The organism is Allobosea sp. P4_H5 (assembly GCF_056400825.1).
Genome location: NZ_JBFUKM010000015.1, coordinates 100241 through 126995 on the forward strand (window position 1 = coordinate 100241; position 26755 = coordinate 126995).

At 67.6% G+C, this 26755-nt stretch carries 20 protein-coding genes; 9 read left to right on the forward strand and 11 right to left on the reverse strand.

The features are described 5' to 3' along the window. The first annotated feature begins 82 nt into the window (after positions 1 to 82). From phnL to AC1DS0_RS26250, 4 genes are read left to right on the forward strand one after another with little or no spacing between them, the layout of a single operon-like run. The gene (gene phnL / locus AC1DS0_RS26235; protein WP_476817160.1) at positions 83 to 781 is read left to right on the forward strand and encodes a phosphonate C-P lyase system protein PhnL; all 699 of its coding nucleotides are present in this window, start codon (positions 83 to 85) and stop codon (positions 779 to 781) included. Continuing rightward, positions 781 to 1920, forward strand: coding sequence for an alpha-D-ribose 1-methylphosphonate 5-triphosphate diphosphatase (locus AC1DS0_RS26240; RefSeq protein WP_476817161.1), 1140 nt, complete (start codon positions 781 to 783; stop codon positions 1918 to 1920). Before phnL ends, AC1DS0_RS26240 begins: the two co-directional genes overlap by 1 nt. Positions 1921 to 1927: 7 nt before the next feature. Beyond that, a complete protein-coding gene (locus AC1DS0_RS26245; RefSeq protein ID WP_476817162.1) occupies positions 1928 to 2629 on the forward strand; it encodes a DUF1045 domain-containing protein in 702 nt (233 codons plus the stop codon). Between the two features lie 22 nt (positions 2630 to 2651). Beyond that, a complete protein-coding gene (locus AC1DS0_RS26250) occupies positions 2652 to 3272 on the forward strand; it encodes an LbetaH domain-containing protein (RefSeq protein WP_476817163.1) in 621 nt (206 codons plus the stop codon). Positions 3273 to 3285: 13 nt separating this feature from the next. Here AC1DS0_RS26250 and AC1DS0_RS26255 read toward each other — a convergent pair whose 3' ends face one another. Continuing rightward, the gene (locus AC1DS0_RS26255; protein ID WP_476817164.1) at positions 3286 to 4842 is read right to left on the reverse strand and encodes an outer membrane beta-barrel protein; all 1557 of its coding nucleotides are present in this window, start codon (positions 4840 to 4842) and stop codon (positions 3286 to 3288) included. Between the two features lie 149 nt (positions 4843 to 4991). Here AC1DS0_RS26255 and AC1DS0_RS26260 point away from each other — a divergent pair, with 149 nt between their 5' ends. Together AC1DS0_RS26260 and AC1DS0_RS26265 are read left to right on the forward strand one after the other, a co-directional pair. Further along, positions 4992 to 5963 (forward strand): KpsF/GutQ family sugar-phosphate isomerase, encoded by a 972-nt coding sequence (locus AC1DS0_RS26260; protein ID WP_476817165.1) that lies wholly within the window; start codon positions 4992 to 4994, stop codon positions 5961 to 5963. Between the two features lie 25 nt (positions 5964 to 5988). Then, a complete protein-coding gene (locus AC1DS0_RS26265; protein ID WP_476817166.1) occupies positions 5989 to 6891 on the forward strand; it encodes a LysR family transcriptional regulator in 903 nt (300 codons plus the stop codon). A gap of 3 nt (positions 6892 to 6894) precedes the next feature. Here AC1DS0_RS26265 and sugE read toward each other — a convergent pair whose 3' ends face one another. From sugE to AC1DS0_RS26305, 8 genes are all read right to left on the reverse strand, one after another. Then, the gene (sugE, locus tag AC1DS0_RS26270; protein ID WP_476817167.1) at positions 6895 to 7212 is read right to left on the reverse strand and encodes a quaternary ammonium compound efflux SMR transporter SugE; all 318 of its coding nucleotides are present in this window, start codon (positions 7210 to 7212) and stop codon (positions 6895 to 6897) included. A 50-nt stretch (positions 7213 to 7262) separates the two neighbouring features. Then, a complete protein-coding gene (locus AC1DS0_RS26275; protein ID WP_476817168.1) occupies positions 7263 to 8186 on the reverse strand; it encodes a DMT family transporter in 924 nt (307 codons plus the stop codon). Between the two features lie 41 nt (positions 8187 to 8227). Continuing rightward, on the reverse strand, positions 8228 to 8860 hold the full coding sequence (locus tag AC1DS0_RS26280) for a glutathione S-transferase family protein (protein WP_476817169.1): 633 nt from the start codon (positions 8858 to 8860) through the stop codon (positions 8228 to 8230). Between the two features lie 366 nt (positions 8861 to 9226). Then, a complete protein-coding gene (phnE, locus tag AC1DS0_RS26285) occupies positions 9227 to 10081 on the reverse strand; it encodes a phosphonate ABC transporter, permease protein PhnE (protein ID WP_476817170.1) in 855 nt (284 codons plus the stop codon). Further along, complete coding sequence (phnE, locus tag AC1DS0_RS26290) at positions 10078 to 10959, reverse strand: phosphonate ABC transporter, permease protein PhnE (protein ID WP_476817171.1); 882 nt, start codon at positions 10957 to 10959, stop codon at positions 10078 to 10080. The genes phnE (AC1DS0_RS26285) and phnE (AC1DS0_RS26290) overlap by 4 nt, the downstream gene beginning before the upstream one ends. Before the next feature lie 139 nt (positions 10960 to 11098). Beyond that, positions 11099 to 12016 carry a phosphonate ABC transporter substrate-binding protein gene (gene phnD / locus AC1DS0_RS26295; protein WP_476817172.1) on the reverse strand — a complete coding sequence of 306 codons (918 nt, stop codon included), beginning with the start codon at positions 12014 to 12016 and terminating at the stop codon, positions 11099 to 11101. Between the two features lie 76 nt (positions 12017 to 12092). Continuing rightward, complete coding sequence (gene phnC, locus AC1DS0_RS26300; protein WP_476817173.1) at positions 12093 to 12911, reverse strand: phosphonate ABC transporter ATP-binding protein; 819 nt, start codon at positions 12909 to 12911, stop codon at positions 12093 to 12095. A gap of 150 nt (positions 12912 to 13061) precedes the next feature. Next, positions 13062 to 13676, reverse strand: coding sequence for a TetR/AcrR family transcriptional regulator (locus tag AC1DS0_RS26305; protein WP_476817174.1), 615 nt, complete (start codon positions 13674 to 13676; stop codon positions 13062 to 13064). A gap of 136 nt (positions 13677 to 13812) precedes the next feature. Here AC1DS0_RS26305 and AC1DS0_RS26310 point away from each other — a divergent pair, with 136 nt between their 5' ends. From AC1DS0_RS26310 to AC1DS0_RS26320, 3 genes are all read left to right on the forward strand, one after another. After that, positions 13813 to 14937 carry an efflux RND transporter periplasmic adaptor subunit gene (locus AC1DS0_RS26310; RefSeq protein ID WP_476817175.1) on the forward strand — a complete coding sequence of 375 codons (1125 nt, stop codon included), beginning with the start codon at positions 13813 to 13815 and terminating at the stop codon, positions 14935 to 14937. Next, entirely contained in the window at positions 14934 to 18008 is a 3075-nt protein-coding gene (locus AC1DS0_RS26315) for an efflux RND transporter permease subunit (RefSeq protein WP_476817176.1), read from the forward strand. The genes AC1DS0_RS26310 and AC1DS0_RS26315 overlap by 4 nt, the downstream gene beginning before the upstream one ends. Positions 18009 to 18155: 147 nt before the next feature. Then, a complete protein-coding gene (locus AC1DS0_RS26320) occupies positions 18156 to 19136 on the forward strand; it encodes a tripartite tricarboxylate transporter substrate-binding protein (RefSeq protein WP_476817177.1) in 981 nt (326 codons plus the stop codon). Positions 19137 to 19200: 64 nt separating this feature from the next. Here AC1DS0_RS26320 and pbpC read toward each other — a convergent pair whose 3' ends face one another. Both pbpC and AC1DS0_RS26330 read right to left on the reverse strand, forming a co-directional pair. After that, positions 19201 to 21450, reverse strand: coding sequence for a penicillin-binding protein 1C (gene pbpC, locus AC1DS0_RS26325; protein WP_476817178.1), 2250 nt, complete (start codon positions 21448 to 21450; stop codon positions 19201 to 19203). 7 nt (positions 21451 to 21457) lie between these two features. After that, positions 21458 to 26704, reverse strand: coding sequence for an alpha-2-macroglobulin family protein (locus AC1DS0_RS26330; RefSeq protein WP_476817179.1), 5247 nt, complete (start codon positions 26702 to 26704; stop codon positions 21458 to 21460). Between the last annotated feature and the right edge of the window lie 51 nt (positions 26705 to 26755).

A 26755-nucleotide genomic window follows, 5' to 3' on the forward strand; every position in this document is an offset into this window, starting at 1 on the left:
GAGATGCTCGGGTCAAGCCCGAGCATGACGGCAGCGCTTCCGTCACATCCTCGTCACCGCGCCGGCACAAGGCACTGACACCATGACCACGATGATTCACGTCGAGAACGTCGCCAAGGAATTCACCCTGCACAATCAGGGCGGCGTGCGCCTGCCAGTGTTCGACAACGTCAACTTTTCGGTCGCGGCCGGCGAGGCGCTGGTGCTCGCTGGCGCCTCCGGCGCCGGCAAGTCGAGCCTGCTGCGCATCCTCTACGGCAATTACCGGCCGACCTCCGGCACCATCGCCATCACCCATGCCGGTCGTCCCATCGACATCGTCTCGGCGGTGCCGCGAACCGTGCTCGACATCCGCCGCCGCACGCTCGGCTTCGTCTCGCAGTTCCTGCGGGTCATCCCGCGCGTCACGGCGCTCGACATCGTTCGCGATCCGCTGCTTGCCCGCGGCGCTTCCCCTGAGGAGGCGAGCGAGCGCGCGAAAGCCATGCTCGCCCGTCTCAACCTGCCGCAGCGCCTCTGGGATCTTGCCCCTGCGACCTTCTCCGGCGGCGAGCAGCAGCGCGTCAACATCGCCCGCTCCTTCGTCGATCCCTCGCCGATCATGCTGATCGACGAACCCACCGCCTCGCTCGACGCCAATAACCGCAACGTCGTGGTCAAGCTGATCGCCGAAGCCCGCGAACAGGGCTCCGCCATCGTCGGTATCTTCCATGACGAGGCCGTGCGAGAGGCTGTCGCGACCCGTTATCTCGACATCACCGATTTCCGGAAGGCCGCCTGATGTCCACCATCCTGACCAATGCCCGCCTGATCCTCGAGGACGAGGTCGTCACCGGGACCATCGCCTTCGACGAGAACGGCATCCGCTCGGTCGACCAGGGCCGTTCCTCCCTGCCGGAGGCGATCGACGTGCAGGGCGACTATGTCGCGCCCGGCCTCGTCGAGATGCACACCGACAACATGGAAAAGCACTTCATGCCGCGCCCGAAGGTCTTCTGGCCGAACGGGCTGGCGGCGGCGCTCGTCCATGATGCCCAGATGGCGGCGGCGGGCGTCACCACCGTCTACGACGCGATCTGTGCCGGCACGCCCTTTTCGGCCAAGGACTACCGCAAGGACATCTTCGCCGACGTGATGGATGCGCTGCGGCTTGGTACCGCCGAGAACGTCTTCCGCATCGATCACCGCATCCATATGCGCTGCGAATTGACCAGCCCGGACCTGCTCCGCGACATCGAGCCCTATCAGGAGGATGCCCTGGTCCAGCTGGTCTCGCTGATGGACCACACTCCTGGCCAGCGGCAGTGGCGCGATCTCGCTCACCTGCGCACCTATGCGCTCGGCAACGGCAAGACCGAGGCCGAATTCGAGGAGGATGTCGTCGTCCGCCAGCGTGAAGGCGCCGACAATGTCGGGCGCAACTGGGGCGCCGTGGTCGAGATGTTCCAGGCTCGCGGCATCCCGATCGCGACCCATGACGACACCACCATCGAGCATGTCGATGCCGGCATCGCCTCGGGCGCGGTGATCTCGGAATTCCCGACCACGGTCGAGGCGGCGCAGGCGGCCAAGCAGCGCGGCCTCGCCACCATCGCCGGCGCTCCCAATGTCGTCCGCGGCGGCTCGCATTCCGGCGGCGTCTCGGTGGCCGAGCTCGCCGAGAAGGACCTGCTCGACGGGCTCTCCTCCGACTATGTCCCGGCGAGCCTGCTGCAGGCCGTGCTCAAGCTCAACGACAAGCACGGCATCACCCTGCCGGCTGCGATGGCCAAGGTCACCTGGAGGGTCGCCGACATCCTCGGCTTGAAAGATCGCGGCCATCTCAAGCCCGGCCTGCGCGCCGACATCGTGCGCTTCAAGGCGCTGGGCGCGACGCCGGTGATCGCCACCGTCTGGTCGCAGGGACGCCGGGCCTTCTGAGCGCAGCATGACTGAGGCCACGCCGCGCTACGCGCTCTACTACGCTCCCGCCGCCGACAGCGCCCTCTGGCGCTTCGGCAGTGCGACGCTGGGCTTTGACGCCGTCACCGGCGCGGACATCGACTTCGCCGTCCCGCCGGGTTGCGAAGAGCTCGATTGGTCGGACGTGACCGCCGAGCCGCGCCGCTATGGCTTCCACGCCACGCTGAAGGCGCCGTTCGAGCTCGCCAATGGCCGCAATGAGGGCGCCTTGCGCGCCTTCGCGCGTAACTATGTCGCCGGGCGTCCGCCGGTCCGGCTCACCGGGCTTGCCGTCAACGCGCTCGGCCGCTTCATCGCGCTGACCCCGTCGGAGCCGAGCGAGGAGCTGCAGCGTTTCGCCTTCGACATCGTCCAGGCCTTCGAGCCGTTCCGCGCCCCGCTTTCCGCTGCCGATCTGGCGCGGCGCCTCCAGAGCCCGCTGACACCGGCGCACCGGGCCTATCTCGAAGCCTATGGCTACCCCTATGTCGGTGACGCCTTCCGCTTCCACATGACCCTGACCGGCTCGTTGCCGGACGGAGAGGTCGCTCCGGTCAAGGCGGCACTGACGCAGGCTTACGCAGGCACCCTCCCGGCCGGCCCGGTGCTGATCGATCGCGTTGCCATCTTCAAGCAGGAGAGCCGCAGCAGCCGCTTCGTGCTGCTCGACAACATCCCGCTCGGCTAGTTCATCCTCAGGGAAGCCCGTCATGGCAGGCAAGAAGCTCGGGCTCGAACCCGTGATCGATCCGACCGCGAACGTCCGCGACGCGGTGCTCGGCCGCTACACCGAGATCGGCGCCCGCACCGTCTTCGCGGAATCGACGCTGGGCGACTATTCCTATGTCGTGAACGATTCCAATATCATCTACACGACCATCGGCAAGTTCTGCTCGATCGCGGCGCACACCCGCATCAATCCCGGCAACCATCCGATGCAGCGGGCGAGCCAGGCGCATTTCACCTATCGCGCCAGCGCCTATTTCGAGGATGCACAGGACGAGGCCGCCTTCTTCGACTGGCGCCGCTCGACACCTGTCACGATTGGCCATGATGTCTGGATCGGCCACGGCGCCATCCTGCTCGCCGGCCGCAGCATCGGCACTGGCGCGGTCGTCGCGGGCGGCGCGGTCGTGACCAAGGACGTGCCGGACTATACCATCGTCGCCGGCAACCCGGCCCGCATCATCCGCCGGCGCTTCCCCGAGGAGATCGCCGAGCGACTGAAGGCGCTGACCTGGTGGGATTGGGAACATGCGCAGCTGCGCACCGCGCTCAACGATTTCCGCGCGCTGAGCGTCGAGGCGTTCCTGGAGAAATACGAGGGCTGACAGCCAAGCGCCGTCAGAACTGCACCCGCAAGCCGACCTGCGCGACATTCGCGGTGTAGTCCGAGCCCTGATTGGTCGAGTTCAGCCGCTCATGGGTGAAGCTGGCGCGGATCGCGAAGGTCCGGGTTAGTTTGTATTCGATCCTGGCGCCGATGGTCGACAGGTTCTCGCGCAGGTCCTGGCCGTCATATTCGGTGCGGCTGAAGGTGGTGAAGCCGGTGACGGTCAGGTTGCGACGCAGGGCGTGCGCCACCTCGAGACCGACGCGGCGCGCCGTCGTGCCGCTCGAGCCGGGGATGGTGGTGTCGCCGAGCTCGGCTGAACCGCGCAGCGTCACCGTGGTCAGCGGTGTCGGGGTCCACAGGATCGCAGCATCGCCGACGAAGCCGCGCAGGTTCCGCAGGCGGCCATCCTCGTATTTGCGGTCCTGATAGCCGCCCGAGACCTCGCCGGTGAGCATGCGGCTGATCTCGAAGGTCGAGCCGAGGCGAAGCGTATATCCGTCCGATGAGCGCATATAGCCGCTGGAATCGACCTTCTCGTCGAACTGGCGGGTGTCGATTTCGCCCTGGACAAAGGGCTTGAAGCCCGGCGTCACCTCATAGGCCGCGCGCAGGCGCAGGCCGTACTGCGTCTGGTTGCGGTCGGCCTGGCTGAGCCTGCGGCCATTGCCGAGCTCGGCGTCCTCGTAATCCTGCCGGTCGATTGCGCCACGCAAGGTCACCTGCAGGCGGTTGAAATCATGGGTGACACCGGCTGCGGCGCCATAGTTCCAGGTCATCGGTCGGCCCTGCACGGCGGAGGTCAGGTCGGGCGAGCCGGGGCGCTGTGTGTCGAGCCGCAGGCGCGATTCGAGCAGGATGCGGGTGTCGCGCGTCGCGTCGAGGCGCAGCGCCATGTTGCCTTCCGCGTCCGGTCGCGAGGCGCTGTCGTTGCGATAATAGCGGCTGTACCCGCCGCGCAGCATGCCGGTGAGCTCGTGGACGTTCCAATCGGACTGGACGCCGAGCTCGCCCTCGGTGCGGCTGAACAGCGAGCCCTTGCTCGGCCCGGAGATGCGCTCGGGATTGTTGTCATAGCCGACCGAGCCGGTGATCGCCGGGCGCAGGATGACATTGCCGAGCCGCAGGCCGAGCGGCGCGTAAGGGTCCTCCTCCGGTCGCTTGCGCTTGCGCGGTTCGGGCGCCGGCGGGAGCGCCGGCGGCAGATTGGACACCGTCTGCGGTGGCGCACGGAACTGGCGCTGGGTGACGCCGCGCAGGCGCGAGGACTGGAGCGGCTGGCTGGCGCGCGCCGGCTGGCCGCGCGAGATCGCGCTGGACCGGCCGCGAGGGGCGGGGGCCGCATCCTCGACGCCATCAGGCAGGGCGGACGCAGTCCCGGGGGCGGGGCTCGGCCTTTGGGCGACATAGTCGGGCGTGCCTGTCCGCAAGGCGGGAGTGCGTGCGCGTGCCGGCATATCGGCCGGCTGCGTCTGCGCGAGAGCCTGCTCCGGCCACACCGTCAGCCCGGCGACGCCGCAGCAGCCTGCGACGCCTGCCAGCCAGCAGATCTGGGCGAAACGGGACACGGGCGCGACGATGCTCCGGCAAGGCAAAGACATATCCGCGCCGGGCCGGCGCGCATGGTTAATGGAGTTAGAACGAAGAGGGTTAATGCCGCGTCAATGCGCCGGCGCCGGTGGCCAGGCGGGCCTGCGCCGTGCTAGAGGCGCGCTCCATGACCGCGACCATCAGCGCTTCCGCCCTTCGCACCATCGCCACCGAACGCGCCGGGCTCGACGCCTTGCACCAGGCGATCGGCAACGGGCTCGCCGACCCCTTCGCCGCCGCCGTCGAAATGATCCGCGCTGCCACTGGCCGCGTCATCGTCACCGGCATGGGCAAATCCGGCCATGTCGGCCGCAAGATCGCGGCGACGCTCGCCTCGACCGGGACACCCTCCTATTTCGTCCATCCGGCCGAGGCCAGCCATGGCGATCTCGGCATGGTCCAGCCCGAGGACGTCGTCATCGCTTTGTCCTGGTCGGGCGAGGCGGTCGAGCTCTCGGCGATCGTCGGCTACACCCGCCGCTTCCGCGTCGGCCTGATCGCGATCACCGCCAATCGCGACAGCGCGCTCGGCCGCGAGGCCGATGTCCCGCTCGTCCTGCCCAAGGCCGAGGAAGCCTGCCCGAACGGGCTCGCGCCGACGACCTCGACGACGATGCAGATGGCGCTGGGCGATGCGCTCGCCGTCGCCCTGCTCGAGGCGCGCGGCTTCTCGCGCCAGGACTTCTACGTCTACCATCCCGGCGGCAAGCTCGGGGCGCAGCTCAAGACCGTCGCGACCATCATGCATTCGGGCGAGCGCCTGCCGGTTGTCGGCGAGGCGGCGGCGATGCCTGATGTCGTTTCGATGATCACGGCCAAGGGCTTCGGCTGCGCCATAGTCATCGATGCCGACGGCAAGCTCACCGGTGTCGTCACCGATGGCGACCTGCGCCGCAAGCACGGCGCCGGCTGGGGCGGGCGGCTGGCGCGCGACGTGATGACCCGCGATCCGCGCAAGATCGCGCCGGATGCGCTGACCGCCGAGGCGCTGGAGATGGTCAACCGTTTGCGCGTCACCGCGCTGATCGTCGCCGATGCGCAAGACAGGCCGGTCGGCCTCGTCCATGTCCACGATCTGCTGGCGCTGGGCGTCGCCTGACCCATAGTACCTGGCGAGGGGGCTCATGGCCGCGCTCGAATGGGATGATCTGCGCTATGTCCTCGCTGTCGCCGAGGCCGGCTCGCTTGCCGGCGCGGCGCGCGAATTGCGCGTCAACCATTCGACGGTGTTGCGCCGCATCGCCGCCTTTGAGCAGCAGCTGGCCTTACGCCTCTTCGAGCGCCTGCCGACCGGCTATGTGCTGACGGCCGGCGGCGAGGAACTGGTCGCGGCGGCGCGCAGCATCTCCGGCACCGTCACCGAGCTCGAACGCAGGATCGCCGGGCAGGACCTGCGCCTCTCCGGCACGCTTCGGATCACCGCGACCGACACGCTGATGGGCTCGATCCTGCCGGAGATCCTGGCAGAATTCGGCGAGGCGCATCCCGGCATTGCCCTGGAGGTCGCTGTCTCCAACCTGATGTTCAACCTGACCAAGCGCGATGCCGATGTCGCCTTGCGCACCGCCGACAACCCACCGGCGACGCTGGTCGGACGCCGGGTCGGCAAGATTGCCTTCGCGATCTACGCCGCGCCCGCCTATCTCTCGCGGCACGATTACGCCGACCTCGCTGAACATCGCTGGGTCGGGCCGGACGACACGCTCGGCGGCACCTCGGTGGCGCGCTGGATGCAGGCGAAGCTGCCGAAGAGCGAGATCGTGCTCCGGGCCGATTCGCTGCTGGCGATGCAGCAGGTGGCGGTGGCGGGGCTCGGGCTGGTGGCGCTGCCCTGCTATCTCGGTGACAGCGTCCCGGCCTTGGCTTGCGTGCGCCGTCCCATACCGGAGATGGAGACGGCGCTCTGGATCCTGACCCATGAGGACCTGCGCGCCGCGGCGCGCGTCCGCGCCTTCACCGATTTCGCCTATGGTGCCTTCAGGAAGCGCCGTGCCTTGCTGGAAGGCGAGGGCTCACCCTCCGCTTGAGGATCAGGCCTCGACCAGCTTGAGGCCGATCACGCCGATCAGGATCAGCGCGAGCAGGCCAAGGCGCATGGGCGAGGCGCTCTCGCCGAGGGCGACGATGCCGGCGATGGCGACACCGAGCGCGCCGATGCCGACCCAGACCGCATAGGCGGTTCCGACCGGCAATTGCTTCAGCGCCAGCGACAGCATCACGAAGCTGATGATGGCCGAGACGATGCCGATCAGGCTTGGCCACAGCCGCGTGAAGCCGCCGGCCTGCTTCAGCGCGATCGCCCAGACGATCTCGAGCAGTCCGGCTCCGGTGAGCAGCAACCAGGACATGGGATGTCTCCTTGGAATGGGGAGGACGGCGCCGTCAGAAGGGCTGAGGGTCAGAAGACCTTGATCGCGGCGACGCCGAGCAGCAGGACCACGACGCCGGCAAAGCGCAGGGGCGAGATCTCGCGCTGGGGCAGGCGGAACCAGCCATGGCGATCGACGAAGAGCGAGACGATCTGCTGGCCGGCGACGGTGAGGCCGACGGTTGCGGCGGTGCCGATGGCAGGGATCGCGACGAAGACGGTGGTGACATAGGTCGCGCCGCAGATCGCGCCGATCCAACCCCACCAGGGCATCGTCCTGAGGCCGCCGAGCTGGGGCCTCGCGTCATCCATCAGCAGCAGCGTCACCAGCAGCACGGCGATCATCGACAAGGTCGCGACCGCGAAGCTGATCGTGCCGACGACGAAGGGCGCGCCGAGATCGTGTCGCAGCAAACCGTTGATCGCGCCCTGCACCGGCAGAACCGCCCCGGCGACGAGGGCGAGCAGCATCCAGCCGAGCTTGGAGCCGGAGAGCTCCTTGGTCGCGCCCTTCTGGCCGAAGACGATCGCGACCACGCCGACCAGGACGGCGGCCGTGCCGATCAATGTGGCGGGCTTCGGCGCCTGCTGGGGCACGCCGAGCAGGCCGAAGCTGTCGAGCCCGAGCGAGGCCAGCATCTGGCCGGCGATGAACAGGCCAACCGCGACGACCGCGCCGAGCCGCGGGAAGACCAGGATGGTCGAGGCGACATAGAGCGCCGTCGCGACGCCGCCGATCGCATGCCACCAGGGCACGGCTCGCAGTCCGCCGAAAGCGGCGGCCGTGCCGGTCGCGATCGCGACGATCAGCAGGAGGAGGGCGGCGAGGACGACCTGGATCGTCGTTGCGGCGAAGGGGCTCCCCGTCGCCTTCGACAACTGAGCATTGGCGCCGGCCTGTACCGCCAGCAGGCCGCCGGCGGCGAGGGAAAGGGGGATGAAGAGGGTATCCATGACAAACGTCCTGTAGGCTTGGCCGGGAGCGAGCGACGCGTTCAGGAGTCGGCGTGCGCGAGCGCCGGCACGGCAAGGCCGCGCTGCACGGCTGGGCGGGCCGCGATCGTCTCGTGCCAGCGTTGCAGATGAGGGGTGTCGGTCAGGCTCACGCCGAGCTTGGGCAGGGCGTCGATCCAGGGCCAGACCATGATGTCGGCGATGCCGTAGCTGGCTTCGACCAGATAGGGCCGCAGCGCCAGCTCGCCGTCGAGGACACGCAGGATGCGGGCGGTCTCGCGCTCATAGCGCTCGATCGCGTAGGGCAGCTTCTCCTTGGCGAAGACCTTGAAATGCCAGAGTTGGCCGATCATCGGCCCGACATGTGCCGCCTGGAAGAAGCTCCATTGCAGCGTCTTGCCCAGCGCCTGCGGGTCATTCGGCTGGAGCACGCCGGAGCGTTCGGCGAGATAGAGCAGGATCGCGCCGGACTCGAAGATCGTCTGGTCATGGTCGTGGTCGACGATGACGGGGATCTTGTTGTTCGGATTGAGCGCCAGGAAGCTCGGCCGGTGCTGCTCGCCCGTCTCGATGTCGATGAGGTTGACGGCGTAGGGCAGCCCGGTTTCCTCGAGCATGATCGAGGCCTTATGGCCGTTCGGGGTCTGGTAGGTGTAGAGGTCGATCGGGGTCATCGGCTTGCTCCGAAGTTTGGATGCCGATGAGATAGCTTGTGCGATTGTGCATCACGATGTGTGATGTAGCCTTCAGATTATGCAGAATAGCACATGACTTTGCGGAAGGCCGAGCATCATGGTCATGGCTGGAGTGTCTGATCGAACATGCGCGGGAACCCCTCTCCTGGAAGGAGAGGGGTAGGGGTGAGGTGTTCGGACTGAAAACGTTGGCCTGAACCCGACCGCGCGGTGAGCGCTCGCGGAGCTGGTCCAATCTCCCACACCTCACCCTGCCCTCTCCTTACAGGAGAGGGTTCCCCGCGCCCCTATCGTCCTCGATCGAACTGGACAGATGTAGTGTGCCGCGCCGGTGTGATGAGGGCCTCAGATCGCCCGCTTGCCGATGATGGCGAAGCGCAGCTTGCTTGAGAGGAAGTCGATCGTCGTCACCGCCGCCAGGATCAGCAGGATCAGGAAGGAAACCTGCTGCCATTCCAGCGTGCGGATCGTCTCGGCCAGATGCAGGCCGATGCCGCCGGCGCCGACGATGCCGATGATGGTCGAGGAGCGGGTGTTCGACTCGATGTAGTAGAGCACCTGGCTGGCGATCACCGGCAGCACCTGCGGGATCAGGCCGAAGCGGATTTCATGCGCCTTGCCGCCGCCGACGGAAGCGACGCCTTCGACCGGCTTCCTGTCGGCCGCCTCGATGGCTTCCGAGAACAGCTTGCCGAAGGCGCCGAGATCGCTGGTCATGATCGCGAGCATGCCGGCGAAGGGGCCTAAGCCCACGACGTTGATCCAGATCAGCGCCCAGATCAGCGCGTCGACGCCGCGCACCGTGTCGAGCGAGCGGCGGGCGAAGAAGTGCACGACGCGGTTGGCGACGACGTTCTTGGCGGCGAGGAAGCCGAGCGGGAAGGCGAGGATCGCTGCGAGGATGGTGCCGAGGAAGGCGATCGCGATCGTCTCGAACAGCGCCTTGACGAAGATGATGGCGCGGGCGAGCGAGCCGGGATCGGGCGGCAGCATCAGCACGACGAAGCTGCCGAGATTGGAAAAACCCGCGATGATCTTCCAGATCGAGGCCTCGAGCGAGGCGACGCCATAGAGGAAGAGGCCGGCGAGGCCTGCAATCACGGCGACTGTGATCAGCTTGGTCTTCAGCGAGCCGTCGATCGCGGCCTTGTGGCGGGCGATCAGCGCGGCACGGTCGCTGGGCGAGAGGGCGAGCGTCATTTGCCATGCTCCAGGCTGAGCAGCGTGTGCCGCAGCCGCTCGGTGGCGAAGTCGATCAGCATCACGGCGACGATGATCAGCAAGAGGATGGCGCTGACATCGGTGAAATAGAATTTGCGGATCGCCTCGATCAGGTCCTGGCCGATGCCGCCGGCGCCGACGAAGCCCATGATCGAAGCGCCGCGGACATTGATCTCGAAGCGCAGCAGCGCATAGCTGGCGAAGTTCGACAGCACCTGCGGCACCACGGCGAAGCGGATGGTCTGCCACCAGCCGGCGCCGGTCGCGGTCAGGCCGTCGACGGGCTTCATGTCGATGTTCTCGACCACCTCGGAGAAGAGCTTGCCCATCGCACCCATGGTGTGGATGGCGATGGCGAGCACGCCGGGCAGCGGGCCGAGGCCGAAGGCGATGACGAAGATCAGCGCGAAGACGATTTCGGGGACGGTGCGGCAGAATTCGAGGAAGCGGCGCGTCGCCCAGCGCGCCCACGAGGAACGGCCGAGATTGGCGGCGGCGGTGAAGCAGAGCAGGAAGCCGCCGATGGCGCCGAGCACAGTGCCGACATAGGCGATCAGGAGCGTCTGCCAGAGCAGCTTCAGCCAGCCTTTGAGGCCCCAGTACCATTCGCCGAGATCGGCCCCGAGGCTGGAGAGCCGCAAGGTCGGCAGGGTCTCGTAGATGTATTTCGGGAAACGCCAGAGATTCTGCGCGAACCTGGCCGGATCCACCTCGGCGCCGATGGCGGCGAGGGCGACGCAGGCGAGGAAGATCGCCGCGCCAAGCAGGGTGCGCAGGCGCCTGGCCGCCATTTCGCGCCGATAGAGCTCGGCATGGGCGGCGATGGCCGGGTCGTTGCGATCGATCGCGAGTGTCATGGGGGCGCTTCCATCACGTCGCGGGACCGGCTGATGCCGGTCCCGGACTGGGCGTCACTCCCGGGCGAAGCGAAGCGCAGACCCGGGAATCTCGATCAGGAGATGCTCGGGTCAAGCCCGAGCATGACGGCTGTCAGACTTACGACGACTTCTTCTTGCGGAGCGCGTCGACGAACTTGTTCAGCTCGATGATCGGGTCGTAGGCCTTGTTGTCGACGGCGACGAGCGGGCCCTGCTTGCCTTCATAGATCTTGTCGAAGGCGGCCTTGTCCTTGGTGGCGAGGTTCAGCACCGTGTCGCGGATCTTGGCCTTCAGCTCTTCCGGCAGCTCGGTGAGGTAGGCCATCGGCGAGTTCACGATCTGCTCGGACTTGTAGATGATGCGGAAATCGTCCGCCTTGACCATCTTCTTGCGGTCCATGCGCAGCAGGTTCGATTCCTGCTCGTCGTTCCACCAGTTGGCGGCGATGTCGACGGTGCCCTGCTGCAGGGCGATGACCGCGTTCTCGTGGCTGCCGGTGTAGACGACCTTGCCGAAGAAGCTCTCCGGCTCGATCTTCATGCCGTCGAGCGCAAAGCGCGGCACGTTGTTGCCGGAGGTCGAGTTCGGGTCGACCAGGCCGAGATTCTTGCCCTTCAGGTCTTCGATCTTCTGATAGGGCGAGTCCTTCTTCACGTAGAAGACCGAGTAATAGCCCTTGGTGCCGTCGATATTGGTCTCGATCGCGAAGGCGTCGATCTTGGCGCCGGTCATCAAGGCGCGGGCGAAGGAGGCCGGGCCATACATGCCGATATGAATGTTGCCGGTGCGCTGGCCCTCGATGATCGCGGCGTAGTCGTTGGCGATGCGCAGCGTGACCTTGGTGCCGAGCTCCTTGGCGAGATAGTTCACGAAGGGGGTGTAGCGCTCGACGACGCCCGAGGCGTTCTCGGAGGGAATGATGGCGAAGACCAGCTCGGGATACTTCGCCTTCCAGTCCTGGGCGAAAGCCGGGGCGGCGAGCGTCGCGGCGAGGCCGGCCGCGGCGAGCGTAAGGGTATGACGACGGGTCAGCATGGTGGTGCTCCTTTGGAAAAGTCGATGGTGAATAGTCAGGCGTAAGGGCAGGCCCGCGGGCACGCCGCCGGCTGTCTCAGGCGGCGTTCTGCTTGGCGCGTTTGGCTTCCTGGCTGGCGATGGCGTCGAGCGCGTCGAGCGCCTCGGCGCCGGCGTCCTTGGCCTCGATGCCGTAGAGCTCGGCGGCGAGCTCGCTGGTCAGCGCGTGCGGCGGGCCGTCGAAGACGACCTTGCCGCCGGCCATGCCGATCAGCCGGTCGCAATACTTCGCGGCGATGTCGAGATGGTGGAGGTTGCAGACCACGGTGATGCCGTCCTCGCGATTGATGCGGAACAGCGCGTCCATGACGACCTGGGTGTTGCGCGGGTCGAGCGAGGCGATCGGCTCGTCGGCGAGGATGATCTTCGGCTCCTGCACCAGGGCGCGAGCGATGGCGACGCGCTGCTGCTGGCCGCCGGACAATGTTTCGGCGCGCTGGGCGAGCAGATGGCCCATGTCGAGCCGCTCGAGCGCGGCGATGGCGCGGACCTTGTCGTCCTGCGAGAAGCTCTTGACCAGCGTCAGCGCAGCGGAGCGATGGTTGAGGCGGCCGAGCAGGACATTGGTCAGCACGTCCAGGCGGCCGACCAGGTTGAACTGCTGGAAGATCATTGCGGTATCGCGTCGCCAGGCCCGCAGCGCCGCGCCGCGCAGGGCGGTGACGTCGCGCTCCTCGCTGAGGATGCGGCCTTCGCTGGCGTCGGCGAGGCGGTTGAGCATGCGCAGCAGCGTCGACTTGCCGGCGCCCGAGCGGCCGATGATGCCGACCATCTCGCCGCGTGGAATCGACAGGGTGACGTTGTCGACGGCGGCTTTACCGCCGAAACGCTTGGTCAGACCCTCGATACGCAGCATCAACACTCTCCCGCGATTGCGGGATGATGCGGTATCGGGGGCAGATGACAGCGCCGTGACAGGAGGCGGAGCATTCCGGGACGGTCAAGGCGGAGGGCCGGTCATCGACCGTCAACCATATCGCCCGCACTCGCAGGCGAAGCCAGAATGTCAGCCCGCCCGCAGCAGCAGGTCGACGCAGGCGGCGACATAAGCCTTGCGCGCCACATCGGGAACCGGATCGATTCCGAGCAGGCCGCGGACCTGATGGAAGCCGCGCAGCATGCCGATGAATTGCTCGGCGAGCCTGTCGGCTTCCTCGCGGGCGAGTGCCCGCGGCAGGCCATCACCGGATCGTGACCGCTGCTCGAGCAAGGCGGAGAGCTCCGTGATCATACGCCCGGCGCCAGCCTCGTAGGCAGCCTGTCCCAATTCGGGAAAGCGAGAGGCTGCCCCGATGATCAGGCGGTGCAGGTCGAGCGAGGCCGGGTGCAGCATCATCGCCAGCGCATCTTTGCCGAGACGCAGCAGGATGGTGCGCAGATCGCCGGTTTCGCTCGGCGGCCGGCGCAGCGGAATCGTCAGCTTTTCAGTGAGTTCGGAGCAGATCGCCAGGAACAGCGCCTGCTTGTCGGCGAAATGGCTGTAGATGGTCTGCTTGGAGACGCAGGCGCGCTGGGCGATCTGGTCCAGGCTGGCGCGGTCGAAGCCCTCGGCCAGGAACGTTTCCGAAGCGGCCTTGGTGATCGCGTCATGTTTATCCGGCCGTGATTTTTCGGCCGGCATCGGTCTTGCTTCTGCAGCGGTGGCGCTACCGCGTCCGTGCATTGATCATTCCGTCACGCTTCCGCCCTTAAAGGGTGCTTATCAAACTAGACCGTCCAGTCTAGAATATGTCCGTACTCCCGGAGCGTCCAGCCTGATGAAGCGTTTTCTCCTCCTTATCCTGGTCGCCGGGCTGGCGGGCGGCGGATATTACGGCTACCGCAACCACTTCAAGGGCAGCGGCCAGCAGGCGCAGGCACAGGCGACCGGCCCCGGGCAGGCCGCCGGCGTGCCGGTCGAGGTCGGCGCGATCGAGCTCTCTTCGGTCAACGAGGAAGTCGAGGCGCTCGGCACGCTCGCCGCCGACGAATCCGTGGTGATCGCTCCCGAAATGGCTGGCCGCGTCGTCGCGCTCGGCTTCAAGGAGGGCGAGAAGGTCGCCAAGGACCAGAAGCTGGTCATGCTCGACACTGCCATGCTCGACGCCGAGCTGAAGCAGGCCCAGGCCGATCTCTCGCTCGCCCGCGACACGCATGACCGCAATCGCTCGCTGGTGCAGCGCGGCTCCGGCACGCAGGTCGCGCTGGAGCAGGCGACGGCGCAGCTCGCCTCGCAGGAAGCGAAGATCCAGCTCGTCCAGGCCAAGCTCGCTCTGGCGACGATCAAGGCGCCGTTCACCGGCGTGGTCGGCCTGCGCGCGGTCGGCGTCGGCGATTACGTCTCGGTCGGCAAGCAGTTGATCACGCTGACCAATATCGATCCGATCAAGGTCGACTTCCGCGTGCCCGAGATCTTCCTGACCCAGGTCAAGGTCGGCCAGCCGATCCAGCTCAAGGTCGATGCGGTGCCCGACCGGCCCTTCACCGGCCAGGTCTTCGCGATCGATCCCGTCGTCGACGTCAACGGCCGCGCGGTTCGCTTGCGCGCCACCATTCCCAATGGCGACCTCGTGCTGAAGCCCGGCCTGTTCGCCCGTGTCACCGTGGTGGTCGACAAGCGCGACAACGCGCTGCTCGTGCCGGAGACCGCGGTGGTGCCCGACGGCGTCGGCAAGGCGGTCTTCATCATCGAGGGCGGCAAGGCCCGGCGCATGCCGGTCGAGCTCGGCAAGCGCCTGCTCGGCAAGGTCGAGGTGGTGAAGGGGCTGAAAGCCGGCATGCAGATCGTCACCGCCGGCCAGATGCGCCTGCGTGACGGCTCGACCGTGGCGATCAAGGAAAAGGCCTCGGTCCAGACCAGCTCGCTGCCGGGCGCCGTGCAGCCAGGTGTCGCGCAGCAATGAGCCTGTTCGAGCTCTTCGTCCGCCGGCCGGTCCTCTCGACCGTCCTCAGCCTGCTCGTCGTCCTGATCGGCTTCGTCTCCTATACGCGCCTGACGGTGCGCGAATATCCGAACATCGATGAGCCGATCGTCTCGGTCCAGACGGTCTATCGCGGCGCCAGCGCCGAGATCATCGAGACGCAGGTCACGCAGATCCTGGAGAACTCGATCGCCGGCATCGAGGGCATCGAGATCATCAACTCGACCAGCCGCCAGGAGCGCAGCCAGATCTCGGTGCGCTTCCGCCCGGACGTCGATCCCGACGTCGCGGCTTCCGACGTGCGCGACCGTGTCAGCCGCGTGCGCGGCCGCATGCCCGACGAGATCGACGAGCCGATCATCGCCAAGGTCGAGGCCGACGCCCAGCCGGTGATGTATCTGTCGCTGACCAGCAAGCGCCATTCGCCGTTGGAGCTGACCGACTTCGCCGACCGCTTCATCTCCGACCGGGTCCAGAACATCACCGGCGTCGCCGAGGTCCGTATTCTCGGCCAGCGCCAGTTCGCCATGCGCATCTGGCTCGATCGCGCCCGCATGGCCGCCTATGCCATCACCGTGCAGGAGATCGAGGCGGCGCTGCGCTCCCAGAACGTCGAGATCCCGTCCGGCCGGATCGAGAGCAACGACCGCGAATTCACCGTGCTCTCGCAGACCAGCCTGATCACGCCGGAGCAGTTCCGCGAGATCACGGTCAAGGACGCTAGCGGCTTCCCGGTCAAGCTGCGCGATCTCGCCAAGGTCGAGCTCGGCGCACGCGAGGAGCGCAACGCAGCCTGGTTCGGCGGCGAGCCTTCGGTGACGATTGGCATCGTCAAGCAGGCGACCGCCAATCCACTCGACGTCTCCGCCGGCGTCGTCGCGGCGCTGCCGGGCATTCGCGAGGACCTGCCCGACGGCATGTCGATCGCGACCTCCTACGACACCTCGATCTTCATCGACCGCTCGATCAAGGCGGTCTACTCGACGATCGGCGAGGCGGTCGTCCTCGTCGTGCTGATCATCTTCCTGTTCCTGCGCTCGATGCGCGCGACGCTGATCCCGCTCGTCACCATTCCGGTCTCGCTGATCGGCGCCTTCGCGCTGATGTATGCGATGGGTTTCACGGTCAACACGCTGACCCTGCTGTCGATGGTGCTCGCCATCGGCCTCGTCGTCGACGACGCCATCGTCGTGCTCGAGAACGTCCACCGCCATATCGAGGACGGGGTGGAGCCGACCAAGGCGGCGATCAAGGGCATCAACGAGATCGCCTTCGCGGTCGTTGCGATGACGCTGACGCTGGTCGCGGTCTACGCGCCGATGGCGTTCTCGACCGGGCGCACCGGCAAGCTCTTCGTCGAGTTTGCGCTGACGCTCGCCGGCGCCGTGCTGGTCTCCGGCTTCGTCGCGCTGACGCTGACGCCGATGATGTGCGCCAAGCTGCTGCGCCACGAGAACAAGCACAACTTCCTCTACAACGCCCTGGAACGCTTCTTCGAGGCGCTGTCGAGCGGCTATCGCCGCTCGCTGCGCTTTGCGCTGTCGATCCGGCCGGTGATCGTGCTGCTGGCGCTCGGCGTCGCCGGCGGCAGCTATTTCTTCTTCACCAACCTGCGCTCCGAACTGGCGCCGGTCGAGGATCGCGGCACCATCACCGCGATCGGCGTCGCGCCCGAAGGCGCGACCATGGCCTTCACCGCCGATTATGCCCGGCGGGTCGAGGACTATTTCAGCAAGATCCAGGAGGTCGACAGCTACCTCGTCATCGTCGGCTTCCCCGATGTGACGCGGGCGATCGCCTTCGCGCGCCTCAAGCCCTGGGAAGAGCGCCACCGCAAGCAGCAGGACCTGGTCGCGCAGATCAACAAGGGGCTGTCGCAGATCCCCGGTATCCGCCTGTTCGCGACCAACCCGCCCTCGCTTGGCCAGGGCGGCGCCAACAGCAAGCCGGTCGAGTTCGTGCTGCGCTCTTCCGACAGCTATGCCGAGATCAAGCAGAACGTCGACCGCCTGATCGCCGAGGTACAGGGCAATCCGGCGCTGACGAACATCGAGAGCAATCTCATCCTCGACAAGCCGCAGATCAAGGTCTCGATCGATCGCCAGCGCGCCGCCGATCTCGGCGTCGGCGTCGATGTGATCGGCCGCACCATGGAGACGCTGCTGGGCGGGCGCCAGGTCACCCGCTTCAACATGAACAGCAAGCAGTACGACGTGATGCTGCAGGTCGCCGGCCAGGATCGCAACACGCCGCAGGCCCTGCAGTCGATCTATCTGATCGGCCGCGGCGGCCAGGTCGTGCAGCTCTCCAGCCTGGTCCAGGTCGAGGAGAACGTCGCGCCCAAGGAGCTGATCCGCTTCAACCAGCTGCGCTCGGCGACGATCACGGCGGTGCCGGGCGCAGGCTACTCGCTCGGCGATGCGCTGAGCGTGCTGGAGCAGGGCGCGGCGAAGGTGCTGCCGACCTCGTTCCAGACCGACTATTCCGGCCAGAGCCGCGAGTTCAAGCAGTCGGGTTCCTCGATCCTGCTGGTCTTCCTGCTGGCGCTCGGCTTCATCTATCTGGTGCTGGCGGCGCAGTTCGAGAGCTTCGTCGATCCTGTCGTGATTATGGTCTCGGTGCCGCTTTCGCTCACCGGTGCGCTCGCCGCGCTCTATTTCTCCGGCGGCACGCTCAACGTCTACAGCCAGATCGGCCTGATCACGCTGGTCGGGCTGATCACCAAGCACGGCATCCTGATCCTCGAATTCACCAACCAGCTGCGCGAGGAGGGCCGGGAGCTCGTCGACGCCCTGGTCGAGGCGGCGGAGCTGCGCCTGCGCCCGATCCTGATGACCACCGGTGCGATGGTGCTCGGCGCCGTGCCGCTGGCCTTGGCGGAAGGCGCTGGCGCCGAGAGCCGCTCGCAAATCGGCTGGGTCATCGTCGGCGGCATGACCTTCGGCACGCTGCTCACGCTCTATGTCGTGCCGGTGGCCTACAGCTACATGGCGCGCAGCAAGCACGGCTCGCGCCATGCGCCGGCCGAGGCGCATCCGCAGCCGGCGGAGTGACCGGCGATCCGGGTAGAGGATATCCGGATAGCCCTTAGCGGAAACGTCTATTCGCTTTCGCCGCCGCCCGACGCTAACCGTCGCGGCGGCGGTGCCCAATGAGCGAGAACTCAGGCAGCCGCCCGTGACTTGAACGGGAGGAACGGCATGAGATTTGGCTTCTGGCTCAAGGCTGCGGCGCTCGCTGCCTGCATGGCAAGTTCGATCGCGCAGGCGCAGAATTTCCCAAGCAAGCCGGTCACCATGCTGATCCCGTTCGCCGCGGGTGGGCCGACCGACGTGGTCGGGCGCCTTGTCGGCGAGCATATGAGCCGCACGCTCGGCCAGCCGGTGATCATCGAGAACGCAGTCGGCGCCGCCGGTACGCTCGCCGGGCAGCGCCTGATGGCCGCGCCCGCCGACGGCCATGTCATCCTGATCGGCCATACCGGCACGCATGCCGCGGCGGTCTCGCTCAATCCGAACCTGAAATACCGGCCGGTCGAGGATTTCGCTCCGGTCGGGCTGGTCAACACCAACCCGATCTTCCTGACCGTCCGCAAGACCCATCCGAGCGCGACGCTCGCCGAGTTCGTCACCTGGGTGAAGGCGAACGAGAAGGCTGCGAGTAACGCCCATGCCGGCATCGGCTCGGTCAGTCACACCACCTGCCTGCTGTTCAACACCGTCGTCAGGGTCAAGCCGAACGGCGTGCCCTATCGCGGTACCGGCCCGGCGATGAACGACCTCGTCGCCGGCCAGGTCGACTATCTCTGCGACCAGGCGGTGAATGTCGCCCCGCAGCACCGCGCCGGCACGATCAAGACGCTCGCCGTTGCCTCGGTCGCTCGGGCGACGGCGCTGCCGGATGTGCCGACCAGCACGGAAGCCGGCGTGCCCGGCTTCAAGGTCGAGGTCTGGAACGCGATGTTCGCACCGAAGGACACGCCGGCGCCGGTCGTCACCAAGCTGAACGGAGCGTTGAAAGCAGCCTTGGCCGATGCGACGGTCAAGGCCAAGCTCAACGAGCTCGGCGCCGAAATCCCCTCGGCCGAATTGCAGGAGCCCGCCGGTCTGCGCAGCTTCGTCGGCGCCGAGATCGAGCGCTGGGCTCCGATCATCAAGGCGAGCGGCGTCAAGATCGAGTAAGACTGCTTGATTATCGCATTTTCTTCACGCGAACCGGTATCCACTTCGCTCGAAAATGCTCTGGCTACTGCAGCCTGACCGAGACGCTCTCGCTGGCGCCGGAGGCATCGATCACCGAGATCCGGACAAAGCCCTTGCCCGGTGGCTGCCAGGCGGCTTCCCGGCGCTTCACCGCCGACATCACAGGAGCACCGTCGACCAGCCAGGTGAAGGGCGCAACGCCGCCGGAAACCTTGAGGTTGAGCTGAGGGCTGCCATCGAGGGCCGAGGTGGCGAGATCGATTTTGGCACCCTCGGGCGGGAAGGCGAGCTTGAGGCCCGGCGTCGCCAATGCGGCGATGGTCTTCGGCACGTCCTGGCGCAAGTGCCGGAGCGGCGGCGGCAGGGTCGCGCTGCTGGCGGCGATCGTGCCGGGCGGCTGGACGAAGGGATGGGGATCGAAGCCGATGCGGGCAAACGCGTCGAACAGGATCGGCGCCGCGACCACACGCCCGACGAGGCCGGGCACCGCGCCGTTGTCGGGCCGGCCAACCCAGACGCCGATCGTATGCTTGCGGTCGAAGCCGACGGCCCAGGCGTCGCGATAGCCATAGGAGGTGCCGGTCTTGTAGGCGATCCTGCCGGGCGGAGCGTTGAGCGGCGGCGGAGCGCCGAGCAAGGTATCGGCGACATACCAGGCGGCGACCGGCTCGACGAGGCGTAGCGGCGGCTCGGCTACGCCGCTCGCCGGCTTCACATGCAGCGGCACGACCTCGCCGCCACGGGCGAGGCCGACATAGAGCCGCGTCAGGTCGGCGAGCGTGATGCCGAGGCCGCCCAGGCCGATGGCGAGGCCGGGCGCGCCGCCATCCCTGGGCATGGCGATCGCCGCGCCGGCATCCTTCAAGCGCGACAGGAAGCGCTGCGGACCGACGGCCGAAAGCAGTTCCACCGCCGGCAGATTGAGCGAGAGCTGCAGCGCCTTGCGGGCGCTGACCATGCCCTGGAAGCCGAGGTCGAAATTCTCGGGGACATAGAGGCCGTAACGGGTCGGCCGATCCTCCAGCATCGTCTCGGGATGGGCGAGGCCGTTGTCGAAGGCGAGCGCGTAGATGAAGGGCTTCAGCGCCGAGCCGGGCGAGCGCAGCGCCTGCGTCAGGTCGAGCGAGCCGGCGCGCCCGGCGTCGAAATAATCGACGCCGCCGACCGAGGCGCGGATCTCGCCGGTCTCGTTGTCGGCGACGAGGATCGCGATCGAGAGTTGCGGCCCCTGGCCGATGGCCCGCTCGCGGGCGAGTTGTTCCAGGCTGGCCTGCCAGCGCGCATCGATGGTCAGGCGCTGGCTGCGTTGTTCGGGAGCCTCGGCGACGACCTGCTCGGCGGTGTGCGGGGCGAGGTTGGGGAAGGGTTTTCGCGCGATCGGGATCGGCTCTTCGCGCGCGGCGGCGACCTCGTCGGAGGTCGCGAGTCTGGCCGCCTCGATGCGGGCGAGCACGCGCTCGCGCGCCTTGCGCGCCGCTTCCGGGAAACGGTCGGGCCGGCGCGTCTCCGGCGATTGCGGCAGGGCGACGAGCAGAGCAGCTTCCGCGGTCGAAAGCCGCTTCGGCTCCTTGCCGAAATAGGCGAAGCTCGCGGCGCGCACTCCCTCGAGATTGCCGCCGAACGGGGCGAGGGTGAGATAGAGGTCGAGAATCTGCGTCTTGTTGAAGCGGCGCTCCAGCTCGATCGCGCGCACAGCCTGCTTGAGTTTAGCCGAGAGCGAGCGCTCCTGGCGTGGTTCGAGCAGGCGGGCGACCTGCATGGTCAGGGTCGAGCCGCCGGAGACGATGCGGCCATTCGCCAGCATCTGCCCCGCCGCACGCAAGGTGCCGAGAGGGTCGATGCCGGCATGGTCGTCGAAGCGCTTGTCTTCGAAGGCCTTGAGCATGGAAAGATAGCGCGGGTCGACGTCATCGGCGCCGACCGGCAGCTTCCAGCGTCCGTCATTGGTGACGAAGGGGCGCAGCAGCTTGCCCTCGCGGTCGAGCACCACGGTCGAGCGGTCGCGGGCGGCGGCGAAGTCGATTGGCGGCAGGGTTGAAGCGTACCAGAAGAGGGAGCCGACACCAGTGCCTGCCAGTGCAGCGGCGCCTATGCCTGCATAGGCGAGCCGGCGAAGCCAAGGGCGCCTTCCTTCTCCCCTCGGGGGAGAAGGTGGCAGCGCGAAGCGCTGACGGATGAGGGCAGTCCAGCTTGCGACAAGTCCACCGATTGTCGCGCCGGCCCTCACCCCATCCCTCTCCCCCGAGGGGAGAGGGGGCTCCGTAGCACGCGGTCTTTCGGACTTCGCGTCCATTGCGCCGTCACCGCGCCGACGTGATCTCGATCGTGCCGAAGCCCGTCCGGCCGAAGCGGTCGGGCCGGTACATGTCCTCGATCACCGCCGCCGGCGCCACATAGCGGCCGGGCGAGACGGCCCGGGCGATATAGGCGACCGTGTAGCCAAGCTGATCGTTCTTGCCGCCGCTGCGCTCGAAGGCGGCGACGAAGCGATCGTCACGCGCTTCGGTATGCACCGGCGAAACCTCCTGCTTCAGCCAGTTCAAGCCCTCGACCGAGGCGCCCTCCGTGAGCTTGGCGTTCTCGATCTCCAGGCCGGCCGGGACGGGATCGACCAGCAGCAGGCGGCCATAGCGCGCCGTCGGCTCGGTCACCTTGAGCGCGACGACATAGCGCTCGTTCTGGCGCAGGCGCGAGGGATCGACCCGCTCGCCCTTCATGGTGAAGAGTGTGCGCTCCAGCCCAAAACCCTGGTTCAGCGCCGGTTCCGGCGTCGACGGGATGCCGGAGACGGTGATCACCGCATTGGCCGAGGCCGTACCGGGATTGCCAATGACGAGAGGCTTCGCCTCCAGCGTCGCCTGAGGGACCGTCCGATAGAAGGCGCCCTTGCGCTCGGTGCCATCCACGGTCAGCGCCATGCCTTCCGCGTCCTTGGCCATCGCCGCGGCGGCCATCGCCATCCACATGTTCTCCTGCGTCGAGGTGTAGCGCGCGTTCTGGCGGGCATTCTGGACGACGTCGGCGGCGCGGGAGAGGTCGGCGCGCTCGCCATTGCTCTCGGCGATCAGCGTCAGGATGCCGGCGCCGTCGCGCAGCCGCGAGCCGTAATCGGCGCGGGACAGGCCGTCATCGCTGGCCTGCTGCAGCGTTCCCAGCGCGCTGCTGAAAGCCGCGCGGCCGCGGGTGCGGTCGCCGAGCAGCGAGAGCGCCGCGCCGATCTGGGCGCGGGCCAAGGCTGAGCCGAAATCGCCGAGCTTGTTGTCGGCGAGATAGCGCAGATCGCCCATCACCGGCCGGCCGTTGCGGGCGAGCACATAGAGCGCGTAGGCGATGCCGGCCGCTTCCTCCTTGTTGATCTCGCTGGTGTTGACGACCTGGTTGCGCAGGCGGTCGAGCGCCATGTTGAACGCGGTCTGCGGCACCGCGAACTGGCGCTCGCGGGCGCGGGTCAGGAAGTCGGTGACGAAGGCGTCGAGCCAGAGATCCTCGCCGCCGACGCCCCAGAGGCCGAAGGAGCCGTTGTTGCCCTGGCGAGCGAGCACGCGCTCGATCGCGGCGTTGACACGCTCGTCTGCGTTACCGTCGAGCGCCAGCTGCTCCATCGAAGCGAGCCGGTTGACGACCAGCAGCGGCAGCGCTCGGCTGATCGTCTGCTCGGTGCAGCCATAGGGGTAGCGGTCGAGCGCCTTCAGCACCGAAGCGACGTCGAGCGCCGCGACCGGCGAGACCGAGACGGAGACCGCGCCGGAATCGGGCACGAGGTCGGCCATCAGATCGGAGGAGACGGTGAGCGAGCCGCCGCCCGGGATCGGGCGGACGATCCGGCGCGCGATCGTTTGGGTCGAAGGCTGCACCCGCACGGCGAGGTTCTGCACCGTGCCGATACCGTTCGGGCCGGTGATCCTGACGTCGAAGCTGGCGCGGCCGAGCCCGGCGGCGGTCACCGGGATCGTCAGCGAGCTCTTGGCGCCGGCGGCCATGGTCATGCTGCGGCGGGTTGCGTCGGCCGCGACGACGACCGGGCCCTTGACGTCGAGATCGACGAGATAGGAGCCGGCTGGCCCTTCGACATTGTCGATCTGCATGTGGAAGCGCGACTGGTCGCCGAGCGCCAGGAAGCGCGGCAGCGTTGCCTGCGCCACAATCTGGTCGCGCACGAAGACGTCTGCGCTGGCCTGGCCGGTGCGGCCGGCGCTCCAGGCCACGGCCATGACGCGGACCGAGCCGTTGAAGGCGGGCATCTCGAAGTCGACCTTGGCAGTGCCGTCCGGCCCGAGCTTGACCACGCCGGAATAGCGCGCCAGCGGTTCCTGCGTTGGCGCCTCGCCATTGAGCTGCGGGGCGGCGTCGCCACCGGAGCGGATCGCGCCGCGCACGCCCTGCATGCCGTCGATCAGATAGCCGTAGAGGTCGCGCAATTCATGACCGAGCTGACGCTGGCCGAAGAAGTACTTGCTCGGATCGGGGCTCTCGAAGCGGGTGAGGTTGAGGATGCCGATATCGACGGCAGCCACGGTGATGAAGGCGTCTTCGCCTGCTTTCGCACCCGTGACCTTGACGGGAAGTGACAGCGTCGAGAGCGGGCGCACGAGATTGGGCGCGCCGAGATCGATGGCGAGGTTGCGTTCCTCCTTGCCGACGCTGAACCAGGCGAGGCCGATGGCGCGGCCGGGCATGCGCTGGGCCTGGGTGTCCATCGGGCGATGGGCGAGCACGACGAGATAGGCGCTGGCGCCCCAGTCGGACTTGGCGGGGATGGTCACGGTCGTACCATTGGCCGGCACGTCGACGGTGCGGATCTCGGCGACGCGGTCGCTCATCACCGCCAGCGTCGCCTTGCCGGCAAAGCGCGGCGTCAGGCGCACCTGCATGCTCTCGCCATTGGCGTAGGACGGCTTGTCGAGGGCGACGTCGAGCACATCGGGCTGGTCGGCGGTCTTGTCGGTCTCGTAGCCGACATTGAAGGAGACGCTGGTCTCGGTCGCTTCGGCGCCGTCGGCACTGACGTCGAGCCGGTAATTGCCCCATTGCACGGGAGCGGAGATGCGGGCCGGGGCGTTCTCGGCGACGGCGATCTCGCCATCGGCGACGCGGCGGGTTGTCTTCACCCCCTCATAGTTCCAGCGGCCATCCTGGTAGAACCACTGATAATTGCGGCTGACCTTGGACAGTGTCCATTTCACGCCCTGGCGGGCGAGGCGGCGCCCGTCGCCCTGGGCCATGATTACATCGAAGGTGGCGGTCTGGCCATTGCCGAGCTCGCCTTCCTTGAAGGCCTTGCGCACGCCGATGGCGGCGCCCTTCGGCACGATCGGTAGGGTGACGGAGCGGGCGATGGCGCGCCCGCCGGGCTCGCCGACGCGCACGGTCAGTTCGACCTCGAGCGGGCGGTTGGTCTCGGGCTGGGCGACCGGGTTGGCGATCGTGACCTTGCCGTCGGCGCCGGTCTTGGCGGCATCCTCGAACTCGGCCTGCTGCGGCTCGAAAGCCTCGTCGGTCAGGCCGACCTCGTAGCCGGCGAAACCGGGGATCGCGGTCTGCACCGCCGAGCGCACGGTCATCGAGCCGGTGACGTCGAGATCAGAGCCGGGCGCGCCGTAGAGATAGCGCGCGTTGACGTCGATCTCCGCCGGCTCGCCGGCCTGCAGAACCTGTTTCTTCGGCGAAAGCGTCAGCTCCAGCCGCTCGGGGACGTAATCCTCGACCAGGAAGGAGATTTCGCCGATCGCAGCGCCCTTCGGATCGGAATAGGCCTGGACGCGCCAGGTGCCGATCTGGGCGCCGGAGATCAGCGGGATCGAATGGGCGCGCCCGCCGGCGCCCTGATCCTCGACCTGGCGGCGACGATATTCGACGCCATCGGGCCGCCTGACGACGAGCGTCAGCGGCAGGCCGGAGACGGCGGCGCCCTTGGCGTCGCGCAGCAGCGTGGTCAGGTAGACGGTCTCGCCGGAGCGGTAGACGCCGCGCTCGGTGTAGAGGAAGGCGTCGAGCCCGGCCGGGGCGACGCGGCCTTTCACGCCGCGATCGGAGAGGTCGAACGCGGTCTGCTTCAGGTCGAGGAAGCCGTAATCCTCGCCGACGCTGGCGGTGACGAGGCCGGGCGCATTGCCGCCCTGGCCCTTGCCGAGGGCGGCGTCGAAGCGGGCATAGCCGTCGCGATCGGAGCGGACGGTCGCCAGCACCTCGTTGTTGCGGGCGATCAGGCGCAGTTCGGCATTGGCGACGGGCGAGGCGTCGGCGAGCGAGCGCACCAGCACATGCACGCCATCCGGCCCGGAGAACGAGGTCAGGCCGAGATCGGAGACGACGAACCATTGCGTCGCGCGCGTGGTGCCGTCGTCATAATCGCCGTCGCTGTCCGACGAGCTCGCGGTCCGCGTGCTGCCGGTCGGCTTGGCGAACATGACGTAGACGCCGGGCTGGAGCCGGCCGACCGCTTCCAGCACCGGGAAGGCGGTGGTGACGTCCTTGTTGAGCTCGGACTTCACCGCCATCGTGCCCTTCCAGACGCTCGAACCCTTGTCGGAGGCGATCTGGCCCGCATTGTAGCTGCCGAGCTGGCTGAGGAAGTCGTCGGAGTGGACCGAGCCGATCAGGTTGCGGTCGCCGATGCGCATGACTTCGAGGTCGAGGCTGTCGGCGTTGACCGAGACCACCGGCACGCCCTGCTGGCCGGTGCGCGGCAGCACGTAATTCTTGCCGGTGAAGCGCACGGATGGGGCGCGATCACGGACATAGACCTCGTAATCGGCCGATTTCAGCAGCTTCTCGTCCGGGATGGCCGAAGGCACGCCCTGGCGGATGACGAAGCTGTAGCGCTCGCCATGGCGCAATCCGTCGACGCAGAGCTGGCGTTCTTCGCCGGTGACGGCGAAATCGCCCTTGCCGGTGATGGCGACGTAAGGCGTGAAGTCGACACGGCCGCGCGAGAGCGGCTCGGAAAACTCGAAACAGGCGCGCGGGCTCGCCGCGTCGGAATCGACCTTGTTGGAGGTCAGGCGGAAGCCACGCTGGGCCCGCAGCGCCTCGTAATCGGTGCGCAATGAGGCGTTGTCGGCGAGGTCGAGGCTGAGGCGATAGGTCGTCAGTGCCGGGCGCCAGAGCTCGTGCTTCTCGAAGACGCGGGCGAGCACGCCGAGCGAGGAGGCCTCATCCGGGCGCGAGGTCGAGCGCTGATAGGCGAGATAGGCAGCGCTGACGGCGCGCTCGCGCAATTCGTAGCGCTCGCGATAATCGCGTGGCTCGATGCCGCTCGCCGCCTGCGCCATCAGACGCCAGCCGCCGGGATTGGTGGGATCGGCGACCGCCGCGGCATTGGCCAGCGGCAGGGCGGCGCGGGCGTCGCCACGGCCGAGGGCGGCGGTGCCGTCGCGCAGCAGAGTGGCGAAGGGGCGCTGGCCGACCGAGACCTCGCGCTTCAGGCGCTCTTCCAGGCGCTGGCCGTCGCTGGCGAGATCGGGCCGGACATAGGCCTTCTGGGCGAAAGCGGGTCCGGCGGCGACAGTCAGGCCGAGCAGGAGGGCGAGACGGACGAGATGGCGCATGGCTCGGTCTCCGAAAAGGCGGGCGGCAGGATACTGGCCGCGGCAGGCGTC